At 69.7% G+C, this 18,976-nt stretch carries 21 protein-coding genes; 3 read left to right on the top strand and 18 right to left on the bottom strand.

Annotated features, from left to right (window positions below; all coding sequences use genetic code 11):
* Positions 1-18: 18 nt before the first annotated feature.
* Positions 19-471, bottom strand: coding sequence for a VOC family protein (locus tag ACQPYY_RS11770; RefSeq protein ID WP_433593757.1), 453 nt, complete (start codon positions 469-471; stop codon positions 19-21).
* A 155-nt stretch (positions 472-626) separates the two neighbouring features.
* On the opposite strand from ACQPYY_RS11770, the gene ACQPYY_RS11765 reads away from it, so the two are divergent.
* Positions 627-1,178, top strand: a complete 552-nt coding sequence (locus ACQPYY_RS11765; protein WP_433593756.1) for a CGNR zinc finger domain-containing protein — start codon at positions 627-629, stop codon at positions 1,176-1,178.
* A 7-nt stretch (positions 1,179-1,185) separates the two neighbouring features.
* Here the strand turns inward: ACQPYY_RS11765 and ACQPYY_RS11760 are convergent, their stop codons facing one another.
* The 14 genes from ACQPYY_RS11760 to pgsA form a co-directional block, all read right to left on the bottom strand.
* Complete coding sequence (locus tag ACQPYY_RS11760; protein WP_433593755.1) at positions 1,186-1,377, bottom strand: DUF3046 domain-containing protein; 192 nt, start codon at positions 1,375-1,377, stop codon at positions 1,186-1,188.
* A 128-nt stretch (positions 1,378-1,505) separates the two neighbouring features.
* Positions 1,506-2,654: a glycosyltransferase gene (locus ACQPYY_RS11755; protein WP_433593754.1), complete on the bottom strand. Its 1,149-nt coding sequence runs from the start codon at positions 2,652-2,654 to the stop codon at positions 1,506-1,508.
* An 88-nt stretch (positions 2,655-2,742) separates the two neighbouring features.
* Positions 2,743-3,456: a PIG-L deacetylase family protein gene (locus ACQPYY_RS11750; RefSeq protein ID WP_357282868.1), complete on the bottom strand. Its 714-nt coding sequence runs from the start codon at positions 3,454-3,456 to the stop codon at positions 2,743-2,745.
* Between the two features lie 127 nt (positions 3,457-3,583).
* Complete coding sequence (locus ACQPYY_RS11745) at positions 3,584-4,735, bottom strand: ROK family protein (RefSeq protein ID WP_379096481.1); 1,152 nt, start codon at positions 4,733-4,735, stop codon at positions 3,584-3,586.
* A gap of 25 nt (positions 4,736-4,760) precedes the next feature.
* Positions 4,761-6,185: a sugar ABC transporter permease gene (locus ACQPYY_RS11740; protein WP_433593753.1), complete on the bottom strand. Its 1,425-nt coding sequence runs from the start codon at positions 6,183-6,185 to the stop codon at positions 4,761-4,763.
* A gap of 17 nt (positions 6,186-6,202) precedes the next feature.
* Positions 6,203-6,976: an ATP-binding cassette domain-containing protein gene (locus tag ACQPYY_RS11735; RefSeq protein WP_379096476.1), complete on the bottom strand. Its 774-nt coding sequence runs from the start codon at positions 6,974-6,976 to the stop codon at positions 6,203-6,205.
* Positions 6,977-7,062: 86 nt separating this feature from the next.
* Positions 7,063-8,217, bottom strand: coding sequence for a sugar ABC transporter substrate-binding protein (locus ACQPYY_RS11730; RefSeq protein ID WP_433593752.1), 1,155 nt, complete (start codon positions 8,215-8,217; stop codon positions 7,063-7,065).
* A gap of 138 nt (positions 8,218-8,355) precedes the next feature.
* Positions 8,356-9,300, bottom strand: coding sequence for an NADP-dependent oxidoreductase (locus ACQPYY_RS11725; protein ID WP_433593751.1), 945 nt, complete (start codon positions 9,298-9,300; stop codon positions 8,356-8,358).
* Positions 9,301-9,372: 72 nt separating this feature from the next.
* Positions 9,373-9,549, bottom strand: coding sequence for a hypothetical protein (locus tag ACQPYY_RS11720; protein WP_357096697.1), 177 nt, complete (start codon positions 9,547-9,549; stop codon positions 9,373-9,375).
* A 372-nt stretch (positions 9,550-9,921) separates the two neighbouring features.
* A complete protein-coding gene (gene pspM, locus ACQPYY_RS11715; protein ID WP_379096468.1) occupies positions 9,922-10,728 on the bottom strand; it encodes a phage shock envelope stress response protein PspM in 807 nt (268 codons plus the stop codon).
* Positions 10,729-11,499: 771 nt separating this feature from the next.
* The gene (gene pspA / locus ACQPYY_RS11710) at positions 11,500-12,324 is read right to left on the bottom strand and encodes a phage shock protein PspA (protein WP_357096702.1); all 825 of its coding nucleotides are present in this window, start codon (positions 12,322-12,324) and stop codon (positions 11,500-11,502) included.
* 187 nt (positions 12,325-12,511) lie between these two features.
* Positions 12,512-12,877: a helix-turn-helix domain-containing protein gene (locus ACQPYY_RS11705; RefSeq protein ID WP_213556733.1), complete on the bottom strand. Its 366-nt coding sequence runs from the start codon at positions 12,875-12,877 to the stop codon at positions 12,512-12,514.
* A gap of 81 nt (positions 12,878-12,958) precedes the next feature.
* Positions 12,959-13,453, bottom strand: coding sequence for a CinA family protein (locus ACQPYY_RS11700; RefSeq protein ID WP_433594624.1), 495 nt, complete (start codon positions 13,451-13,453; stop codon positions 12,959-12,961).
* 52 nt (positions 13,454-13,505) lie between these two features.
* Positions 13,506-14,114 (bottom strand): CDP-diacylglycerol--glycerol-3-phosphate 3-phosphatidyltransferase, encoded by a 609-nt coding sequence (pgsA, locus tag ACQPYY_RS11695; protein ID WP_433594623.1) that lies wholly within the window; start codon positions 14,112-14,114, stop codon positions 13,506-13,508.
* A 228-nt stretch (positions 14,115-14,342) separates the two neighbouring features.
* Between pgsA and ACQPYY_RS11690 the strand changes: the two genes are divergently transcribed.
* Positions 14,343-14,885, top strand: a complete 543-nt coding sequence (locus ACQPYY_RS11690) for an amino-acid N-acetyltransferase (protein ID WP_357096706.1) — start codon at positions 14,343-14,345, stop codon at positions 14,883-14,885.
* A 41-nt stretch (positions 14,886-14,926) separates the two neighbouring features.
* The gene (locus ACQPYY_RS11685) at positions 14,927-15,211 is read left to right on the top strand and encodes a YciI family protein (RefSeq protein WP_433593750.1); all 285 of its coding nucleotides are present in this window, start codon (positions 14,927-14,929) and stop codon (positions 15,209-15,211) included.
* Here ACQPYY_RS11685 and ACQPYY_RS11680 read toward each other — a convergent pair.
* The 3 genes from ACQPYY_RS11680 to ACQPYY_RS11670 all read right to left on the bottom strand — a co-directional run bounded on the left by ACQPYY_RS11680 (position 15,171) and on the right by ACQPYY_RS11670 (position 18,779).
* Complete coding sequence (locus ACQPYY_RS11680; protein WP_433593749.1) at positions 15,171-16,535, bottom strand: glycosyltransferase 87 family protein; 1,365 nt, start codon at positions 16,533-16,535, stop codon at positions 15,171-15,173. The two genes, ACQPYY_RS11685 and ACQPYY_RS11680, sit on opposite strands and share 41 nt — an antisense overlap.
* Before the next feature lie 421 nt (positions 16,536-16,956).
* Complete coding sequence (locus ACQPYY_RS11675; RefSeq protein WP_433593748.1) at positions 16,957-17,724, bottom strand: pyrimidine reductase family protein; 768 nt, start codon at positions 17,722-17,724, stop codon at positions 16,957-16,959.
* Positions 17,721-18,779 carry an asparagine synthase-related protein gene (locus ACQPYY_RS11670; protein WP_433593747.1) on the bottom strand — a complete coding sequence of 353 codons (1,059 nt, stop codon included), beginning with the start codon at positions 18,777-18,779 and terminating at the stop codon, positions 17,721-17,723. Before ACQPYY_RS11670 ends, ACQPYY_RS11675 begins: the two co-directional genes overlap by 4 nt.
* Positions 18,780-18,976: the final 197 nt, after the last annotated feature.

The following is an 18,976-nucleotide window of genomic DNA, read 5'->3' as shown; positions in this document are numbered from 1 at the left end:
CGAGTCCGATATTCCTGCTCAGAAGAACCCGCAGGTCGGGGCGCTGCCCGAGGGAGCGGGAGCATGCTCGGCACCCGACGGCGCGTACACCTCGAGGCGGATGCCGTCCGGGTCGACGAAGAAGATGCCGCCCGAGGCCGCGCCCTCGCCGTGCGCGACGACGCCGTCGTGGGCGAACGCGACGTCCAGGTCTTTCAGCGCGGTCTCCACCGCACGGACCTGATCGATGGTGTCGACCTGGAACGAGAGGTGATGCAGGCCGGGAGTTTTCGCCGAGAACTCGCCGTCGCTCTGCTGCCACAGCGTGACCTGCAATTGCCCGGCGCGCCCGAGGAAGGCGAAGCGCTGCGCTCCTTCCCCGCCCGCGCCGAGCTGCTCGAAGCCGAGCGCGCGTCGATAGAAGGACACCGAGCGGTCGAGGTCGGTGACATTGAGGCCGATGTGCCCGGCGGCGAGGACGGGTGCGGTCATGATGAATCCCTTCGGAATGATCTAACCCATGTTGTTTGTTTGACAGGTTAGAAGTTAATCGCAGGGGTCGCCCAGCGTCAACCCCTATAGTTGATTTGTCTGGTTAGAAGGGAGCGGATGATCCGATGACGACAAGGAGCCGGTTACCCTCAGACGTGCCCGAACCACGCCCCCACCTCGGTGAACCGCCCGCGTTGGACCTGCTCAACACGCGCTGGATAGCGCAGACGGGCCCGCAGGATCTGCTCACCGACGTGGCCGGCGCCGGGCAGTGGCTGGCCGACAACAACCTCGACGTCCCCGCCGACGAGGACACGCTGAACGCGCTGCTGGCCGCCCGGGAGGCGATCCTGCGCGTGGTCAAGGCCGGCTCCGCGGATGATCCGCACATCGCCGACGACCTCAATGCGGTGCTCGCACACGGCCGCATCCGCCGCGCTCTGACTCCCGACGGCCCCGCCGGGGTCCCCGAGGTCGCCGACCCGGCCTGGCTACCCGCCTGGCTCGCCGCCGACAACCTGCTACACCTGCTGGCGAACTCCCCCGAACGCATCAAGCAGTGTGCGCACCCGCACTGTGTCCTGTGGTTCCTGGACACCTCGAAGAACGGCACCCGCCGCTGGCATTCCATGGCGGCGTGCGGGAATCGCGCCAAGGCGACGCGGCACTACGCGAAGAAGACCCAGTCGGAGCAGTCCGCCGGGTAACCCGAATTCACCAGCGCGACCTCGGCACATCGAATTCCGCGCACAGCGCCCGCCACACGTCGCGGGGATCGACCCCCGCCTCGATGGCCTGCGCGCCGGTCCGCCCCATGGACGGCAGCACGTGATCGGCCAGCAGCGCGTCGGCGCGCGCCGTGCCGAACTCGGTATGCATCAACTCCTGAAACTCCGTCAGCCGCACGGCCGCGAGCCTACGCCACCGACCGGATCCGGCCGGTGGCGTACCGGTTCGACCGGATCGCCCGGCTCGTGCGCGACCGTTGGTTCGGAGGTCGCACCGCTGGTCCGGCTCTCGCCGAGCAGGCGGCGTCAGCGCACCGCGGCGTGACAGATCTCGACCGGGTCGACGGTGTCGGCGATGCCGGCGGCGGCCGACTCGGCGGCGGTCTTGTAGGCGGGGTCGTCGAGGATGCGTTTCACCGCGTCACGCAGGGCCTCGGGGGTGAGCGGCCGCACGAACAGGGAACTGCCTTGGCGGGCCGCGCGATTGGCGAGTTCCCACTGGTCGCCGCCGCCGGGGACGGTGACGATCGGGACCCCTGCCAGCAGAGTCTTGGCGAGCAGACCGTGTCCGCCGCCGCCGATCACGACCGAGGCGTGGCGCAGCAGTTCGTCCTGACGACCCAAACCGGCTGTGGCCCAGGTCGGGAGGTCGGTGGGCGGGGTGTCGAGGGTGGAGATGGCGAGCCGGACGCCCGCGCCCTCGAACGCCGCCAGCGCGGCCTCGGCGAGACCGACCTGGCCGGTCTGGGCGGTGGAGGGGGCGACCATGACCAGCGGTTCGTCGCCGGGCGGCAGGTCGAGGATGTGATCGGTGGGCTCCCACAGCAGGGGCCCGACCAGGTGGGCGTTCTCCGGCCAGTCCGGCCGCGGCACCTCCAGGGCGGGCAGCGTGGCGATCAGCCGGGCATCGGGCCCCGGATCCTGCGAGGGCAGGCCGATACTGGCCCGCGCCTGCTCACGCTGCACTTCCCCGCGGCGCACGGCGCGCGAGCTCAGCCCGCGCAGCACCGAGTCCCGCGCCCGTCCGCGCAGCCCCTCCCCCGCCGCGAGGCCACTCCCGATGGGCGGCAACCCCTTCGACTGCAGGTACAGCGGATGCGGCGACAATTCGACCCACGGCAGCCGCAACCGCTCTGCCGCCATCCCGCCGCCCGCGGTGAGCACATCCGACACCACGAGTTCGGGCAGCATGGCGCTCAGATCCGGCAGGATCTCCGTCGAAATATGCGCGGCCCGTTGATGAATCCGCGCCCCGGCGTCACTGTCGTCGTCCTCGGCCCGAGGCGCGAGGCCCTTGAGCCGCCGCACCCCGATCCCGGTCTCCCGCGCGGCGTCGAACCAGCGCGGGCTGGTGAACAGCACCGGCTCGTCCCCGGCCGCCAGCAATCGTTCACACAACGCAATCGCCGGAAACGCATGCCCCGGATCAGGCCCGGCCACCACCGCTACTCGCACGCAGCCAGCGTCCCACACCCGCCCGACACATCCGGAACCTCACCCACCTTCCGGTTCCGCGTCGCCGGGCGGGCGGCGAAGTCCCAGCTCAGCCCGCGAAGCGGTAGAGCTCGAAGCTGAGAGCTCGGGCGGCGGGGAAGCCCTCCTTGGGGCCGGTGGTCATCTCGATGACGGCCCGGGCCTGGGCCTCGACGGGTTCGGGGCTGAGGACCTCGAGGTAGCGGCGGTGGGCGGTGAGGGATTCGACGGCGGCCTCGACGGTGTCGGTGACGTCGAGGCCGTGGCTGCCGTCGCCGACGCCGTAGACGGCGGCCCAGCGCGGGGACCACGCCGGGAGGTCGGCGATGTCAGGGTGGATCCACTCGTTGCCCGCGTCGGAGACGGCGTCGAGGGCGGCGCGGCCCACGGCGCGGTGGTCGGCGGAGTTGACGTAGCCGCGGGCCCAGGTGTCGCCGAAGTTGAACAGGATCACCATCTCGGGGCGGTGGCGGCGAATGGCGGCGGCCAGGTCGCGGCGCAGCGCGAGGGATTCCTCGATGCGGCCGTCGGGATAGCCGAGGAATTCGACCGAGCTGACGCCGACGATCTTGGCCGAGGCGCGCTCCTCGTCCTCGCGCAGCGGCCCGGCCTCGGCGGGCGACAGCCCCGCGATGCCGGCCTCACCGCTGCTGACCAGTACGTAGCGAATGTCCTTGCCCTGCCCGGTCCATCGCGCGACCGCGGCGGCGGCCCCGTACTCGATGTCGTCGGGATGCGCCACGATGACGATCCCCCGCTGCCAGTCCTCGGGAAGCTGCTCCATGCCTGTATTCAACTCCGGCCGCGCGGGCCCGCGCCACCAGGGCACGAACTTCGCACCCGGACACGCATCGCACCGCGCCCTGCCCGCGCAGCGGACCGAGCCGTCACGCGCGGTGAACGGGGCCGTCTCACAGCATGCTGAGCACGCCCTCGAACGCCGCCTCGGCCGCCCCCAGCAGTTTGAGATCCGGTCCCAGACAGGACTTCTCGATCCGCACCCCGCCGAACGCGCGGCTCACCATACTGCGCCGGTGCACCTCCTCGCGCACCCGCGCGATCGCCGGGCCGGGCAGCGCGGTGAACAGGTCGCCCAGCACCACCAGTTCGGGTCCGAGAATGTTCACGACATTGACCAGCCCGAGCGTCATCCAGTCCAGGTACTCGCCGAGCGGCGATTCCCAATCCCCGCTCAGCGCACGCAGTTCGGCCACGATCGCGCCGCGCGGCCCGTGCTCGGGCATGCCGAGGGCCCGGCACAATGCCGCCTCCCCCACCTCGGTCTCCCAGCAGCCCTCGTTGCCGCAGTAGCACTTTCGCCCGCCGGGCCGCACCGTCATGTGCCCGATCTCGCCCATGTACCCCGCCTGCCCGCGCAGCAGCTCACCCTGTGCGATGAGCCCGCCGCCCACCCCGACATCGGCGGACACGAACACGGCATCGGCGGCGGTGCGCCCCGCGCCCCTGAGATGCTCTGCGAGAGCTCCGAATTCGGCGTCGTTGCCGACCGTGACCGGCAGCTCCAGCACCGCACGCAGCCGCTGCCCGAGGGCCACTTCGCCCCAGCGCAGATTCGCCGCGTTGTGCACCAGTCCGTCGGCGCGCCGCACCACCCCCGGCACGCAGACCCCGGCCGCGACCGGCCGCAGCCCCAGATCCTCGGCCAGGATCGCCGAGGATTCCGCGACGTGGGTGATCACCTCGTCCGGTTCCCGTTGCCGCCCCCGCAGATTCCAGCTGTTGCGGCCCATGATCTGCCCGCCGAACCCGACCAGCGCGATCCCCACGTGCTCGACCTGCACGTCCACCGCCAGCACCACCGCCGCCTCGGGCTGCGGCAGCACCAGCAGCGACGGCCGGCCGGCCCCGCGCGCCAGCCTCGGCACCTTCTCCTCCACCACGCCGTCCTCGGCGAGCCCGTCCACGAGCATCTTGATGGTGGATCGGTTGAGCCCGAGTTCGGCCGCGAGGGTCGCGCGGGTGGCGGGGCCTCCGGTGTGTAGCAGCCGCAGGAGGGTCGACCGGTTGAACCGGCGCACCTCGTCCGGACGGGCGACGGTCATGAACTCGGATATACCATCGCGCGGCTCACCGGCCGGACATCGCCACGCGGCGTCTCGACAGCGCGTCCACGGTGGCGGCCAGCAACAGCACCAGCCCGGTCACGATGGACACCACCGCCGCCGGTTGCCGCAGCAGGCCCAGCCCGTTCGACACCACCGCGAGCACCGCGCCGCCGATCACGGCGTCGGCGACCCGCCCGCGCCCACCGAACAGCGAAGTCCCGCCGATCACGGCCGCACCGACGGCGAACAGCAGCGTATTGAGCCCGCCGGCCTGCGGATCGACCGAACCGACCTTCGAGGAGTAGACGATCGCCCCGACCGCCGCGCACGCGGAACTGATGACGAAAACGCTGGCCCGCAACTGGGTCACATTGATGCCCGCGCGCCGCGCCGCCTCGACATTGCCGCCGACCGCGTAGATATGACGGCCGTAGGTGGTCCGCGTCAGCACGTAGGTTCCGGCGACCAGCAGCACCAGCACGATCGGAACCACGTACGGCACACCGGAAATGACGATGAGCGAGCTCGGCGACCGGTTGATGGTGAGCAGCGCCGTCACGACCACCGCGAAGATCACGAGCGCCGCGACCTTCACCACCACCAGCGCCGTCGGCCGCGTCACCAGCCCGCGCCGCCGGCGCAGCACGTGCCCGCCGAGCGTGACCACGGCGTACCCGCCCGCCGCCGCCGCGCACAGCACCCAGCTGCCCGCCGTCGACAGATTCCCGTTCGCCACCGCGTCGAGCACATGCGAGGAACTGATCCCCAGCACCCCGCCTTCGCCGATGAGCTGGAGAATCACGCCCTGCCACGCCAGGAACAGCGCCAGGGTCACCACGAACGACGGCATCCCGATCTTGGCGATCAGGAACCCGGTGATGGACCCGATGGCCGCGCCCACGCACACCGCGAGCAGCATCTCCACCCACGGATTCGCGGACAGGCCCAGCACCGTCAGCAGAATGCCGAGCAGCGAGAACGCCACGCCCGGCCAGATCCGCAGCAGCCCCGCCAGGATCGCCGCCAGCGCGAGCATGGCGTTGAACACGAAGAACACCGTCGACCCCATGCCGGTCAACAGGTTCCCGTTCTCCACGTAGTGCATGGCCAGCACCGCGCCCGCCACCCCGGAGGCCGTGCCCGCCGACAGATCGATCTCGCCGATCAGCAGCACGAACACGATCCCGATGGCGATGATGGTCTGCCCCGCGCCCTGCGCCAGCAGGTTGGCGATGTTGTTGAGAGAGAAGAACACGTCCGACAGCGCCGAGAAGAACACGATCAGGGCCACCAGGCCGAGAATCGCAGGCAGCGAACCGATCTCGCCGCCACGCAGCCGAGCCACGTAGTCGCCGATGGCTTCTCGCACGGACAGTGTCGTGGTGTCGATGCCGAAGTCGGTCACAGCGGTACCCGATTCGGCCGTCGCTTCCGAAACATTGGTCATACCGGCGGATTCCTCGCTCACATCGCCACCGCTTCCGGCCGCGCCAACCCCAGATCCCCCGAGCGCCCGGCGGTGATCAACTCCACCACCTGCCCGGTGGTGACATCGGCGGTCCGCACCTGCGCGGCCATCCGCCCCAGGTACAGCACCGCGATCCGATCCGCGACCTCGAACACGTCGGCCAGGTTGTGGCTGATCAACACCACGCCGAGCCCCTGTTCGGCCAGCCGCCGCACCAGATCCAGCACCTGTCGCGTCTGCGCGACGCCGAGCGCCGCGGTGGGTTCGTCGAGCAGCACCAGATTGCTGTTCCACAGCACGGCTTTGGCGATCGCCACGGTCTGGCGTTGCCCGCCGGACAGTGCCGCGACCGGGGTGCGCACCGATTTCACGGTGCGCACCCCCAACGAGGCCAGGGTGCGCCGCGCCGCCTCCTCCATGCTCGCCTCGTCCAGCAGCCACGGCTTGCCGCGCTCCCGGCCGAGGAACATATTGGCCACGATGTCGAGGTTGTCGGCCAGGGCCAGGTCCTGGTAGACGACCTCGATGCCGAGCGCCGCCGCGTCCTTGGCGCCACGCAGGTGAACGGGTTCGCCCCGGAATCGCACCTCGCCCGAATCGGCGGCGTGGATTCCGGCGACACATTTCACCAGCGTGGATTTGCCCGCGCCATTGTCACCGACGAGTGCGGTGACCTCGCCCGCCGGCACGGTGAGGTCCACGTCGTGCAGCACGTGCACCGGTCCGAAACTCTTGTTCAGGCCGGTGATCCGGAGCAGCGGCTCATTCATGCTGTGTCCTTTCGCGCATGACCGGAGCGCTGCGTGGTTACGCTGCGCTGCCTCCTGCGCGCTTGACCGCTCATGCGCGGCAATCCTCAGGCGATACCGAGCGCGGAGCAGGCGGACTTCACGTCGCCGGAGCAGACGTCGCCGGCCTTCACGAAGCCGGAGTCCACCACCTGCTTGACCTCGGTCTTGGTGATCGGTTGCGGTTGCAGCAGCACGGATTTCACGTCCCGCTTGCCCTTGGGGTCCTGGCTCACGGCCTGCGCCAGCGCGTCCGCGGCCGCCTTGTCGCCCTTGGCGAGCGCGACGGCGAGTTTCGCCGCGTTCTCCGCCTCCTCCTTGATGGGCTTGAACACGGTCATGTACTGGTCCCCGCGCAGCACCGCCTTGAGCCCGTCGACGGTGGCGTCCTGACCGGTCACCGGCACCTTGCCATTGAGGCCGTTCTTCTTCAGCACGGTGATCACCGCGCCCGCCAGGCCGTCGTTGGCGGCGACCACGCCGTCGACCTTGCCGCCGTTGCCGGTGAGGATCTGTTCGAAGGTGGTGCCGCCCTTCTGGTTGTTCCAGTCGTCGATGGGCTGGCTGCGCACCAGCTTCAGCGCGCCCGAATCGTAGAGGGGCTGCAGGGCTTTCTGCTGGCCCTGATGGAAGAGGGTGGCGTTGTTGTCGGTCGGCGCGCCCTCGATTTCGACGACCTGCGCGCCCGGCTTGTCCTTCAGCGCGGTCGCCATTCCCTGGCCCTGCAGCTCACCGACCTTCACATTGTCGAAGGACACGTAGTAGTCGGAGGATCCGCCGAGGTTGAGGCGGTCGTAGTCGATGGTCGGGATGCCGGCCTTCTTGGCCTTGGCCGCGACGGCGCTGCCGACCTCGCTGTTGATGGCGGCGATCACCAGGACCTTCACGCCCTTGGCGATCATGCCGTCGGCGAGGGTGGTGAACTTCTGGACGTCGCCCTGCGCGTTCTGCACGTCGGCGTCGAATCCGGCCTGGTTCAAGGCGCTTCGCAGCAGGGGCTTGTCGAAGGATTCCCAGCGGGCCGAGGTGGCCGTCTCGGGGAGGATTACACCGACCGTCCCGTTTCCCCCGCCACCGGCGGGAGCGTTCGACATGGAGGTGTCGGTACTGGAATTGGATCCGCAGGCGGTGAGGGTGAGCAGGCCGGACAGGGCCAGCGCGGCGGCGGCGAGACCCCGTCGACGTCCGGACTTCTTCGGCGGGAGCGCGCTTTTCGTCCTCATCAGGGTGACCTTCTTTTCCATGACGCTGCACGCGGCGGTCACTGGGTTGCGACCGCACACACGGCATATGTTGTGGGCAACAACATATGCCGTGTGTGGTGCGTACAGGGGACGATTCGCCAAAACAGGCGGGGCCGGTCAGGGCAGTAGAATGACCTTTCCACCGGCGTGGCCCTCCATCACGAACGTATGCGCCGCAGCCACTTCCGCCAGCGGGAACGTCTTCGCGATGGCCAGATCCAGCTTGCCCGCCGACAGCAGCGGCAGCAGTTCCCGCCAGGCGTTGGCACGGATCTCGGTGCCCGGGTCGGCGCCGGGCCCCTGACCGAGCACCTTGAAACCGTCCGCGGCGGCACGGCCGAAGGCCACGATGCTCGCGATCCGGCCACGGTCGGCGACCAGTTCGAGGGAGACGTCCACGGCCTCGTCGGTGCCGGCCGTGTCGATGGCGGCGTCGATTCCATTGGGGGCCAACGCCTTCACCCGATCGGCGAGGCCGGGACCGTAGGCGACGGGTTCGACGCCGTAGGCCCGCAGCCGCTCATGACGACTCGGCGAGGCGGTGCCGATCACCCGCGCGCCCCGCGCGACCGCCAACTGGGCGGCCAGGGCGCCGACACTGCCCGCCGCGCCGTGCACGAGCACGGTGTCGCCGGGTCCGACCGCGGTGGCCGCGAGCAGATGCACCGCGGTGCCGCCGACACTGAGCACGCCCGCGGCCTGCTTCCAGTCCACGTCGGCGGGCTTGGGCACGACCCGGGAGGCGTTCGCGGTGACGGTGGTGGCGTATCCGCCGCCCACCGTCGCGATGACCTCGTCACCGACCGCGATCGGCCCGGCCGGACCCACCGCGTCGGGGCCGACGGCGGTGACCACCCCGGCCACCTCGAGCCCCAGCCGGATCGGCAGCTTGCTCGGATCGGTGCCGAACGCACCGCTGTAGAGCTTGTAGTCGAAGGGATTCACCCCGGCGGCACGCACCGCGATGGTGACGTCGCCCGGCCCCGGTTCGGGCACGTCGACGTCGATGAGCGACAAGACTTCCGGTCCACCGTAGGCGGTGGCAACGACAGCAGTAGCCATACGGCGATCATACGGAGAACGGACCGCCCGCCCGGGTCTCCCCGGGTAGACGGTCCGTCGCGGGCCGTACGGTCAGAACTTGCTCAACGGCGACTTGTCCTTCGACCCCGACACCGCCTTGTACAGCAGGTACAGGCCGAAGATGACCGCGCTCACCATCAGGATGGGGAACAGGCTCTTGATCAGCGCGCCGAGAATCATGAAAGCGATCCAGACGAGGACGACGACGCCGAGAATCTTCCAGAACATTCCTTGCCTCCTAGTTTCCGAACCGCCGTCCGCGCGATCCGACACCATCCATACTGCGTCGGGCAACCGAGAAAATCACCAGGTCAACAGCGATATCGGGGAGGAAATCAGGGTTCACCCCGAGAGCTCCGGCGTGCACGGAACACGCCTGGATCCGGGCTATCGGCCGTCTACCTGCGGCAGGACCGCGTCATGATTCCGTGCGATGACGTGCACCGAGTAACCGGCCAGAGCTACCACCGCCCGAAGATCCGTAATGCCCGACGAGTACCCGCCACGCTCGTGGGAGGCGGAACTGTCGCAGGCCGCGTGATCTGGGGCTTCCCGAGGCACCGAGTGTGCTTCCGAAGCCGCCGGGGTTTTCGGGTGAGGTCAGGGATTGGCGCGGAAGCGCTGATCGGCCAGCTCGGTGAGCGCCTGCGCCCAGCCGTCGAGCCGATCGGCGGCATCGCGCAATCCGACCATGGCCCAGCCGAGATCATCGGCCACCGCGGCGCTTTCGGGCACCGCCAGCACCCTGGCGGCGGCCTCGACCATGCCCTCGAATTCGACCACGCCGCCGTCGAGTCGCACGGACACGGCCCGAACATGCTCGCCCAGCGGCGAATTCGATCCCAGCGCACCGGCGGCCTGCTCCATCGCGACCACATCCTGCGCGAGGGCGTGCAGTGCGGCGGCACCCGACGCCGCCGTCTCCAGCGTGTCGTCCAGATCCTCGGCGGGCAGCCGCCCCGATCGCGCGATCTGCGCGTGCAACCCGTGCAATGCCCGCTCCGCCCGCACCAACCGCGCGATCGAAGCCCGCGCCGCCGACCGAATCGGCGGCAGCTTGCGCGGCACGAAGGCCGCCTGCGGCAACGGTTCCCGCCGCATATCCAGATACCGTCGCGCCGTCACCGCGGTTCCGGTGACCAGCGCCACCGCGCCGCCACCGACCACGACCACCGCCCACGCCGGAGCCGAGATCAACACCAGCCCAACGGTTCCGGCCGTCGTCAGCCCCGTGGCCGTCCCGAGCCGGAAACTCCGCCGCCGGGCCCGCCGCCGCTTCCGCAGCTCCCGCTCCCGCGGATCGGCCCACTTCCGCACGGCCACCAACGCCTGCTCCCCCACACCCCGCAACGTGTCCGGCAGCCGCTGCGCCAACTCCTCGGGCTCGAACCCGGTGGGCGCCAACACCTCACGCACCGCCTCGGTGGCCCGCTCCCGCCGAGCACGCTTCTTCGCACGCCGACCGGACGCTCGAACCTCGGGACCCGGCGTCACAGAACCGGAGCCCGCTCCACGCCCGTTGACCGGCCGATCCGCGAATCCTGGCGCCTGGCTGAATGCTCCGTCCACGGGGTTCGGAGCCGCTGCGAACGCGGGACGCCCGACACCGGGTTCCGTCGACGGGGTGCGCGGCGCCGCCGCATCGATGTGCGCGCTGAATTGCCCGGTGGCTCCGGGCGGTACCGCACCCGATGGCTGCGATTCGGAGTTCGAGGAGGCAGGCCGCACGTCGCGTCCGATCAGACGCTTGCGGCTGCGCCACCCTGTCGGTGCGGCCGTCGGCGGCGTCTGCGGCACGGCGTGAGGCGCGGACCGGGGCGCGCGCGGCGGGGGCGTCGTCGTCGACGGCGAGGGATCGGATTGCGCGGGCGCGGTGGCGGCTCGGGCCGTGGAGCAGTCATCGAAGGGCGCGCCCGCTGCAGCGGCAGCGGCCTGACCGGCCGGATCGGGTTCCGGCGCTGGGAAACCGGCCGGAGAGGGCGCAGAAGCCGTTCCGGGCCCGGAGGTTTCGGGCTGCGCGGGCGGCTGGGAGTTCGCGGGCGCACCGAACGGTGACGGGAAGCCCGGGATGGGATCGGGGGTTTTCGTCCGGGTTCGGCGGAGAAAACGGGCAGGGGAGGTCGCGGGACTCTGGTCGGCCCGCGATCTCCCCATCGTGTACTACTTTCCGCGCAGCAGTTACTGCTGGGCGGCCTGGCCCTTGTTGAACGGCTGCGCGGCCGGCTGGGCGGGCTGGCCCTGCGGAATCTGCTGCTGGGCGCCGCCCGACGGCAGGGCGTCGCCACGCATGGAGGCGCGGATCTGCTCGAGGCGGCTGTGGCCGGCCATCTGGATCGAGGCCTGCTGGACCTCCATCATGCGGCCCTGCACCGAGTTCTGGGCCAGCTCGGCCGAACCCAGGGCGTTGGCGTAGCGACGCTCGATCTTCTCGCGCACCGCGTCCAGGCTCGGGGTGGTGCCGGGGGCCGACAGGGTGGAGTCCATCTGCTGCAGCGAGGCCGAGACCTGCTCCTGCATCTTGGCCTGCTCCAGCTGGGACAGCAGCTTGGTGCGCTCGGCGACCTTCTGCTGCAGCAGCATGGCGTTCTGCTCGACGGCCTTCTTGGCCTGGGCGGCGGCCTGCAGCGACTGGTCGTGCAGCACCTTCAGGTCCTCGACCGACTGCTCGGCCGTCACCAGCTGCGCGGCGAAAGCCTCTGCGGCATTGGTGTACTGGATCGCCTTCTCGGTGTCGCCCGCGCCGGTGGCCTGGTCGGCGAGCATAACCGCCTGGCGCGCATTGGCATTGAGCTTCTCGACCTCGTCCAGCTGACGATTGAGCTTCATCTCCAGCTGGCGCTGGTTGCCGATCACCGACGCGGCCTGCTGCGACAGGGCCTGATGCTGGCGCTGGGCTTCCTCGATGGCCTGCTGGATCTGAACCTTCGGATCCGCATGCTCTTCGATCTTCGAGTCGAAGAGGGCCATCAGGTACTTCCAGGCCTTCACGAACGGATTAGCCATCGATTGATCCCGCCTCCATATGACGTGCCGCGCCCCGTAGCGCGACAGTAGTGCGCGACCGTCGCGCACCCCTGTTGTCCCATATCTCCACTGTGCAACGGTCGTTCCGGAGATTTCGGCAACAGCACGACCTCTCCGGGACGAAGCCTACAGAGAATTTATCCCTTTCGGCCCCTCAGTACAGCGATCACTTGGCGGCCACCAGCACCAGACGATCCGACTTGGGGGCCGGAATCACGATGCGGGGGCCGAAAGTTCCATCCGCGGCCATCGCCACGTCACCGTCGCCACCCCGGACGGGCACCTTCGCGGCGGCCTTGTCGGCGTCGGCCATGGTGGAGCTCACATCGAACAGCACCTGCGCCAGCGGGACGTCCAGGGCCTGGCAGATGGCGGCGAGCAGCTCGCTCGACGCCTCCTTGCGACCCCGTTCGACCTCGGACAGGTACCCCAGGCTCACTCGCGCGGAGGTGGAGACCTCACGCAGCGTCCGGCTCTGGGCGACCCGAGCGCGCCGCAGGCTTTCCCCGATGGCTTCTCGCAGCAGCGTCATCTCGTTCTCCTCACACTCGTCTCGCCGGACCCAGCGTTTGACTGGACAACGTCCGGCGTCGGCCGCGCGTTCCCGGTGTCGTCACTCGCCCCGAACCAAGCGGACGAGTTCGGTGACCGCGGCGCGTACCGCGCCCACCCTGATCGTCCACCGGTCTCCCGGCAACTTCAACCGAAGCACCTCGGTGGACTCCGGACCCGCTATACCAACAAATACCGTGCCAACCGGTCGGCCGTCCTGTGGTTCGGGTCCGGCGACTCCGGTGAGTCCGATTCCCCAGTCCGCTCCGCACCGCTCACGTGCGCCGACGGCGAGTTGCTCGGCGGTGCTCGCGGCCACCGGACCATCGGAGGTCAGGGTGTCGGCACTCACACCGGCGAGCGACGCTTTGAGGTCGGTGGCGTAGACGATCAGCCCACCCCGCAACACCGCGCTCGCGCCCGGAATTCCCGCGATGGTGGCGCTGAGCAGTCCGGCGGTCAGCGATTCCGCGGTGGCCACCGTCTGATCGGCGGCGAGCAGCGCGGCCACCAGGTCGGCGGCGGGCGCGGAGGTGACCAGGGGATCGGGCGGGATGGGACCGGCGGTCGCTACGCGCGACAGCAGGCCGTCGATGTCCGGCCGGACCTCACGCGGCACGACTGCCGCCCGGCGACCCGAACCACAGCCTGGCCGCTTGCACGACGTAATCGAGACCGGTGACCACCGTCAGCAGCACGGCCACGTACATCAAGTCCATTCCGGCGGTGGCGAAGGCGCCCGAGAGCGGCAGCAGCAGCACGCCGATCGCGACCGACTGGACCAGGGTCTTGAGCTTGCCGCCCCGGCCCGCGGGAATCACCCCGCGCCGGACCACGGCCAGCCGCAGCAGCGTGACGCCCAGCTCACGGGCCACGATCACCAGCGTGATCCACCAGGGCAGGTCGTGCAGCATGGACAGCCCGATCAGCGCGGCGCCGATCAGCGCCTTGTCCGCGATCGGGTCGGCCAGCTTGCCGAAGTCGGTGACCAGACCGTATTTGCGGGCCAGTTGCCCGTCGATGCGATCGGTGATGGCGGCGACGCCGAACGCGGCCGCCGCGGCCCAGCGCCACTGGGGGTCGTGTCCGCCGCGGGCGAACAACGCCATCAGGAACAGCGGCACGATGAGAATGCGCAGGATCGTGAGCACGTTGGCGATGTTGAGCAACGGCACCGGCTTCGGCTCGACCAGCGTCTCCGCCCGGTGCGCGGCCATGGCGTCCGAGCGGTCGGCCTGCGGGCGGGCGGCGGGCGCGAAGCCCGGACTCACCGCGGGACGGGGGTCGGCCCAGCGCCCCTCGATCTCGTCACGCTGCACCGTCACCAGCGCCCCCACCGGCCGCGGGACCGGCCACGGTTTCCGGACCAGGCCGGGATGCGGGGGAGCTGGATGTGCGACACACCGACAAGCCTATCGGTACGCGGGCCGACTACTGTGCACCCCATGACAACACGGGCACCAGACAGCGGTTCGATCGGCGGGCAGGCGGCGGGAGCGCCGGTCGTCCGCCGAGCGCGAACCTCTGACGTGCCCGAGATCAAACACCTCATCGACATCTACGCCGGCCGCATCCTGCTCGAGAAGAACCTGGTCACTCTCTACGAGGCGGTGCAGGAGTTCTGGGTCGCCGAACGCGACGGGGTGATCCTCGGCTGCGGGGCGCTGCACGTGTTGTGGGCCGATCTCGGCGAGGTGCGCACGGTCGCGGTGCACCCCGATATCAAGGGCACCGGCGCGGGGCGGCTGATCGTGGAGCAGCTCATCGCGGTCGCGCGCGAGCTGGAGTTGCGGCGGCTGTTCGTGCTCACCTTCGAGGTGGAGTTCTTCGCCCGGCACGGGTTCGCGGAGATCGAGGGCACGCCGGTGACGGCGGAGGTGTACGCCGAGATGTGCCGGTCCTACGACACCGGTGTCGCCGAATTCCTGGACCTGTCCTACGTCAAGCCGAACACGCTCGGGAATACCCGAATGCTGTTGACGCTCTGACTCTTCCGTATCCGTCACCGATTTCGATCAGGAGCGCGCCCATGGCCGTCTTCGCCATCCACTACGTCTACTCCGAGGCCACCGTCCCGGCCCGCGACATCCACCGTCCCGAGCACCGGGCCTGGCTGAACGCGCTCGTCGACGAGGGCACCGTGCTCACCAGCGGGCCCTACGCGGACGGGTCCGGGGCGCTCATCCTGGTCTCGGCCGAGGATCTGGCCGCGGTCACCAAGCTGTTCGAGGACGACCCGTTCAATCGTGAGGGCCTGCTCGAGGACAAGCGGATCACCGAATGGTTGCCGACCATGGGCGCGTTCGCTCCCTGAACCACGCACTGCGCCAGATGATCACGGCGCTGGTCGCGATCATCAGCAGCGGATAGCAGCCCGCGTAGGTCGGCACGGTGAGGTAAGCCCACCACACCGATCGGTCTGCGCGGGGCAGCATGAACAGGCCGATGCCGATCGGATGCGGAGAGCCCTCCATGGGCGGACGGTCGGAGAACGTCCACCACCAGCAGAATCCGATGAGGACGACGCTCGCGGGGGCCAGCATCGCCCAGCGGACGGTGGCGGTGCGCGCGTACTGCCAGGCGAGAATCGCCAAGGGCATGAACCACACCCAGTGGTGTCCCCAGGAGAACGGGGAGACGCAGGCGGCGGTCATACCCGTCACGGTGACGGCCAGTAGCTCGCGGTTCGCCCGATGGGCCAGGACGGCGGCGAGCAGGCCGAGGACCGCGACCGGCAGAACCACGAGCACCCAGAGCCAGGCCGGCGGCTCGAACACCGTCATGCCGAGCGGGTTCGACGTGTAGCGCTCGATGTCGAAGAAGCGCAGCAGCTGCGCGAGGAAACCGTTCACGGACTGGTTGGCCGGGGAATCGACCGCGCCGACGCGTTCAGGGGCGGCGATCTGACGGCTCCAGTAGGACCAGGCCTCGTGCGGGCGTAGCAGGAAGCCGATCGCGACGGTCGCGGCGAACGCTCCCGACGCGACGCCCAGGGCCCGCCATTGGCGGGTGCAGGCGAGGTACAGCAGGAAGAAGATCGGCGTCAGTTTGATTCCGGCCGCGAGCCCGACGCCCGCGCCGCGCAGCGATGCCGCGCGCGGTCTCGTGAGGTCCCAGACGACCAGCAGTGCCAGGAAGATGTTGATCTGGCCCAGCCAGATGGTCGTGCGCACCGGTTCCAGCACGGTGCACACCACCGCGAGCGGGAGCGCGAACATCCACGTGCGCAACGTGTTCCGGTATCCGAGGGCGATCAGGCAGCGCCCGGCGAGGGCGACGAGCGCCGCGAGGGTGGCCGTCCACCACAGGGCTTTGACCGTGACGAGGGAGAACAGCGTGAGCGGCACGAAGGCCAGGGCCGCGAACGGGGTGTAGGTGAATTCCATGCCGAACACCACCGGACGGTCGTACAGGCCCGACCGCGCGCGGATGACCGCACCGCCCGCCCGGTAGACGTCCAGATCGACGCCATTGTTGAACAGTCCGTAGTAGGGATCGCCGATCGGCAGCGCGTAGATGTGCCACACCACCGCGGCCGCCGCGAGCAGCAGGCCGATGATCAGCATCCGGTCGGTCACCTCGGGCTCGGCGCGCGGGTTCCGCGCCCTGACGACAAACTCTTTAGCCCCCGCAACCATCAGTCCACGATAACCACACAATCCGGACAGCGGGCCCAATCATGCTGCGCCACACCAGATTTCACATCACATTCGACAGGCACGACCGATCGAGCCCCGGACCGGTCTGCGTCGGTTCGGGGCCCGCTCGGGGGTAATCGCCCATGGTGATCGCTCAGCATGTTTGACGAAATAGGACAGTACCGGCAGCGACACGCCCCGAAACGGACGTGTGAGCCGTACCACACGCCCTGGCCAGTGGCCCCACACGGTTGTGGGTGTCGCCGATTCGATCAACTTCCCGCGAGGCGCCGGAGCCTCAGCCCGAATATAATGGGCCACTGCGTATTTCGTGGCACGACAAAGACAATCAGCGCCCGATCACGCGAATCATCGTGCGCCGGAGCCGAACCGAAGCCACGCCGGATTCGAGGCGCCCGCGCTATGACTTCCGCGCCCAGCGGGCGAGCTGGAAGCCATCGGTATCGAAGATGATGTGCTTGCAGTCCATCCGCAGCCGCGCCGGACGCTCGGTGTGGGTGATGCGGCGGGCATCGCCGCAGACCACGGTGGGTGCGGTGGTGACGCAGAGTTCGTCGAGCACGTCATCGGCCGCCAGCTGGCCCGCGAGGCTCGGGCCGCCCTCGCACAGGATGCGGCGCATGCCCAGGCCGACGAGGGTGTCCATGATGGCGGCGGTCTCGACGCGATCCGGGCCCAGCTCGACGACCTGTGCGCCCGCGGCGGCCAGGTCGCGTTTGGCGGCGGCCGGTGCGGCGGCGGTGGTCAGGATGATCGGCGGGACGATCGTGTCGGTGAACAGCCGGGATCCCGGATCGATGTCGGCGCGGCCGCTGACCACCGCGAGCGGCGGAATCGGTTCCAGGCCCTGGGTTTTGCGGCGCCGCTGACCGGATTCGGGGACCCGGATGCCCCGGTAGTCCTCGACCCGGATGGTGGCGGCCCCGACCAGGACGACATCCGCGAGGCTGCGCAGCAGTTTCAGGACACGCTGATCCAACGGGCTGGTCAGGCCGCTGGAGGAGCCGTTCGTGCTGATCGCGCCGTCCACGGAGGCCACGAAGTTCGCGCGGACGCGGGGCTCGGTGGTGTCGGGGTAGGCGTAGAGATCGGCGAGGTCGTCGTCGGTGAGGCCGGCGGCGCCGACGATGTCGGGGATCCCCGCCCCCGAGGTTCCGCTGGTTGTCATCGGACGCCCTTTCCTTCTCGATCCGTACTGAGCCCTGCTCGATCCGTACTGAGCAGAGCCAGGAACAGCCGGGTGGCGACCGATTCGTACGGCTCGGTCATCGGGTCGCCGTAGGCGGTCGCGCCGGGCATGGCAGTAGCCCGCCTCCGCGCGGCGGTGGCCAGTGCGCCCATGATGCCCGCCGAACGCTGGATCGCCGCCTTCTTCGCCCAGGCGAGTCCCCGCGCCGATTCGGGCAGCAGGGCCTCGCAGGCCAGGCGCAGGCACAACTTGTCGGCAGGTTCTCCGTCGTGTTCGCCGAAAAGCGCTGTCGGGGAGAAGGTCTCGGCAACCTCCCACATGCGGACGGTTTGGAAGACGTGCACGAACCGGTCGGCGTACTCGCCCATGATCCGCGGATAGAAGTCCGGCACCAGGCGGGCGTGGACGAAGTTGTTCGCCGATTCCTTGCGGATGGTGCGGTCGAGTTCCTCGACGGCCTCGGGCGAGCCGATCGGGTTCCGCAGTTGTTTGCCGCCCGCGACGATCGCGTCGGCGCCGCTGCCGGTGAGGATCGGGCCGACCGCGCCGAGGCGGTCCAGGGCGGGCAGCGCGGCGAGCAGCGGGACGGCGTAGGTGACCTCCCACAGCTCCGGCACGCCGAGGCGTTCGATCGCGTGCGCGGCCAGGTCGACGATGGCTCGCTCGTCGATCTCGACGATGTCGTGGGTGAGGCCGAGGGCCCGCGCCGCGGCTTCCGCGTTCTCCCGGTCCGTACCGCCCTCGGAGACAATGGTTATCGCGTGCGGGCGCACACCGGCCGCGACGGCGGCCGCGGCGACCAGGATCGAGTCGACTCCGCCCGACAGCAGCACCACCGGGTCGGCGGTCGCGGCGTCGAGGACGGCCCGCAGCCGATCTCGCACCTCCTGCCCGATCAGTGCGGCCGCCACCTCGGGGTCGGTGACCTGCCGCAACCCCGGATCGGCCGTGGCGATATCGCGCAGGTCGGCGACGAACTGCATGGTCTCGCCGGTCTGGTCGGCGCGGACCCGCTCGTTGCGAGCAGTCGTCATGGGTTCGATACTCCTTCGCCGCGAGTCACGCAGTCGAACCTACAACACCCGGCCTTCCGGAAATTTCAGCCGTGACGGGGCAAATCGGGCACGCCGGACGGGTATCGGCCTCGAATAGGAAGCGTGGCGGACCGTGTTCGCGTCCGGGCCGCCGAGCGTTTCGAATTCACTCCCGCGCAGCGTGAATCCGTCTGCGC

The organism is Nocardia sp. CA-145437 (genome assembly GCF_050956485.1).
GTDB lineage: Bacteria > Actinomycetota > Actinomycetes > Mycobacteriales > Mycobacteriaceae > Nocardia.
The sequence above is the reverse complement of the archived record's forward strand: the minus strand, read 5'-3'. Positions and strand labels throughout refer to the sequence as shown.

Bases quoted from the DNA above. Each gene is read 5' to 3' on its own strand.
- ACQPYY_RS11680 (WP_433593749.1), bottom strand. From the start codon at position 16,535: ATGGTTGCGGGGGCTAAAGAGTTTGTCGTCAGGGCGCGGAACCCGCGC.
- ACQPYY_RS11735 (WP_379096476.1), bottom strand. From the start codon at position 6,976: ATGAATGAGCCGCTGCTCCGGATCACCGGCCTGAACAAGAGTTTCGGA.
- ACQPYY_RS11740 (WP_433593753.1), bottom strand. From the start codon at position 6,185: ATGACCAATGTTTCGGAAGCGACGGCCGAATCGGGTACCGCTGTGACC.
- ACQPYY_RS11685 (WP_433593750.1), top strand. From the start codon at position 14,927: ATGGCCGTCTTCGCCATCCACTACGTCTACTCCGAGGCCACCGTCCCG.
- ACQPYY_RS11675 (WP_433593748.1), bottom strand. From the start codon at position 17,724: ATGACAACCAGCGGAACCTCGGGGGCGGGGATCCCCGACATCGTCGGC.
- ACQPYY_RS11705 (WP_213556733.1), bottom strand. From the start codon at position 12,877: ATGACGCTGCTGCGAGAAGCCATCGGGGAAAGCCTGCGGCGCGCTCGG.
- pgsA (WP_433594623.1), bottom strand. From the start codon at position 14,114: ATGGCCGCGCACCGGGCGGAGACGCTGGTCGAGCCGAAGCCGGTGCCG.
- ACQPYY_RS11750 (WP_357282868.1), bottom strand. From the start codon at position 3,456: ATGGAGCAGCTTCCCGAGGACTGGCAGCGGGGGATCGTCATCGTGGCG.
- ACQPYY_RS11745 (WP_379096481.1), bottom strand. From the start codon at position 4,735: ATGACCGTCGCCCGTCCGGACGAGGTGCGCCGGTTCAACCGGTCGACC.
- ACQPYY_RS11670 (WP_433593747.1), bottom strand. From the start codon at position 18,779: ATGACGACTGCTCGCAACGAGCGGGTCCGCGCCGACCAGACCGGCGAG.
- ACQPYY_RS11730 (WP_433593752.1), bottom strand. From the start codon at position 8,217: ATGAGGACGAAAAGCGCGCTCCCGCCGAAGAAGTCCGGACGTCGACGG.
- ACQPYY_RS11720 (WP_357096697.1), bottom strand. From the start codon at position 9,549: ATGTTCTGGAAGATTCTCGGCGTCGTCGTCCTCGTCTGGATCGCTTTC.
- ACQPYY_RS11770 (WP_433593757.1), bottom strand. From the start codon at position 471: ATGACCGCACCCGTCCTCGCCGCCGGGCACATCGGCCTCAATGTCACC.
- pspA (WP_357096702.1), bottom strand. From the start codon at position 12,324: ATGGCTAATCCGTTCGTGAAGGCCTGGAAGTACCTGATGGCCCTCTTC.
- ACQPYY_RS11690 (WP_357096706.1), top strand. From the start codon at position 14,343: ATGACAACACGGGCACCAGACAGCGGTTCGATCGGCGGGCAGGCGGCG.
- ACQPYY_RS11725 (WP_433593751.1), bottom strand. From the start codon at position 9,300: ATGGCTACTGCTGTCGTTGCCACCGCCTACGGTGGACCGGAAGTCTTG.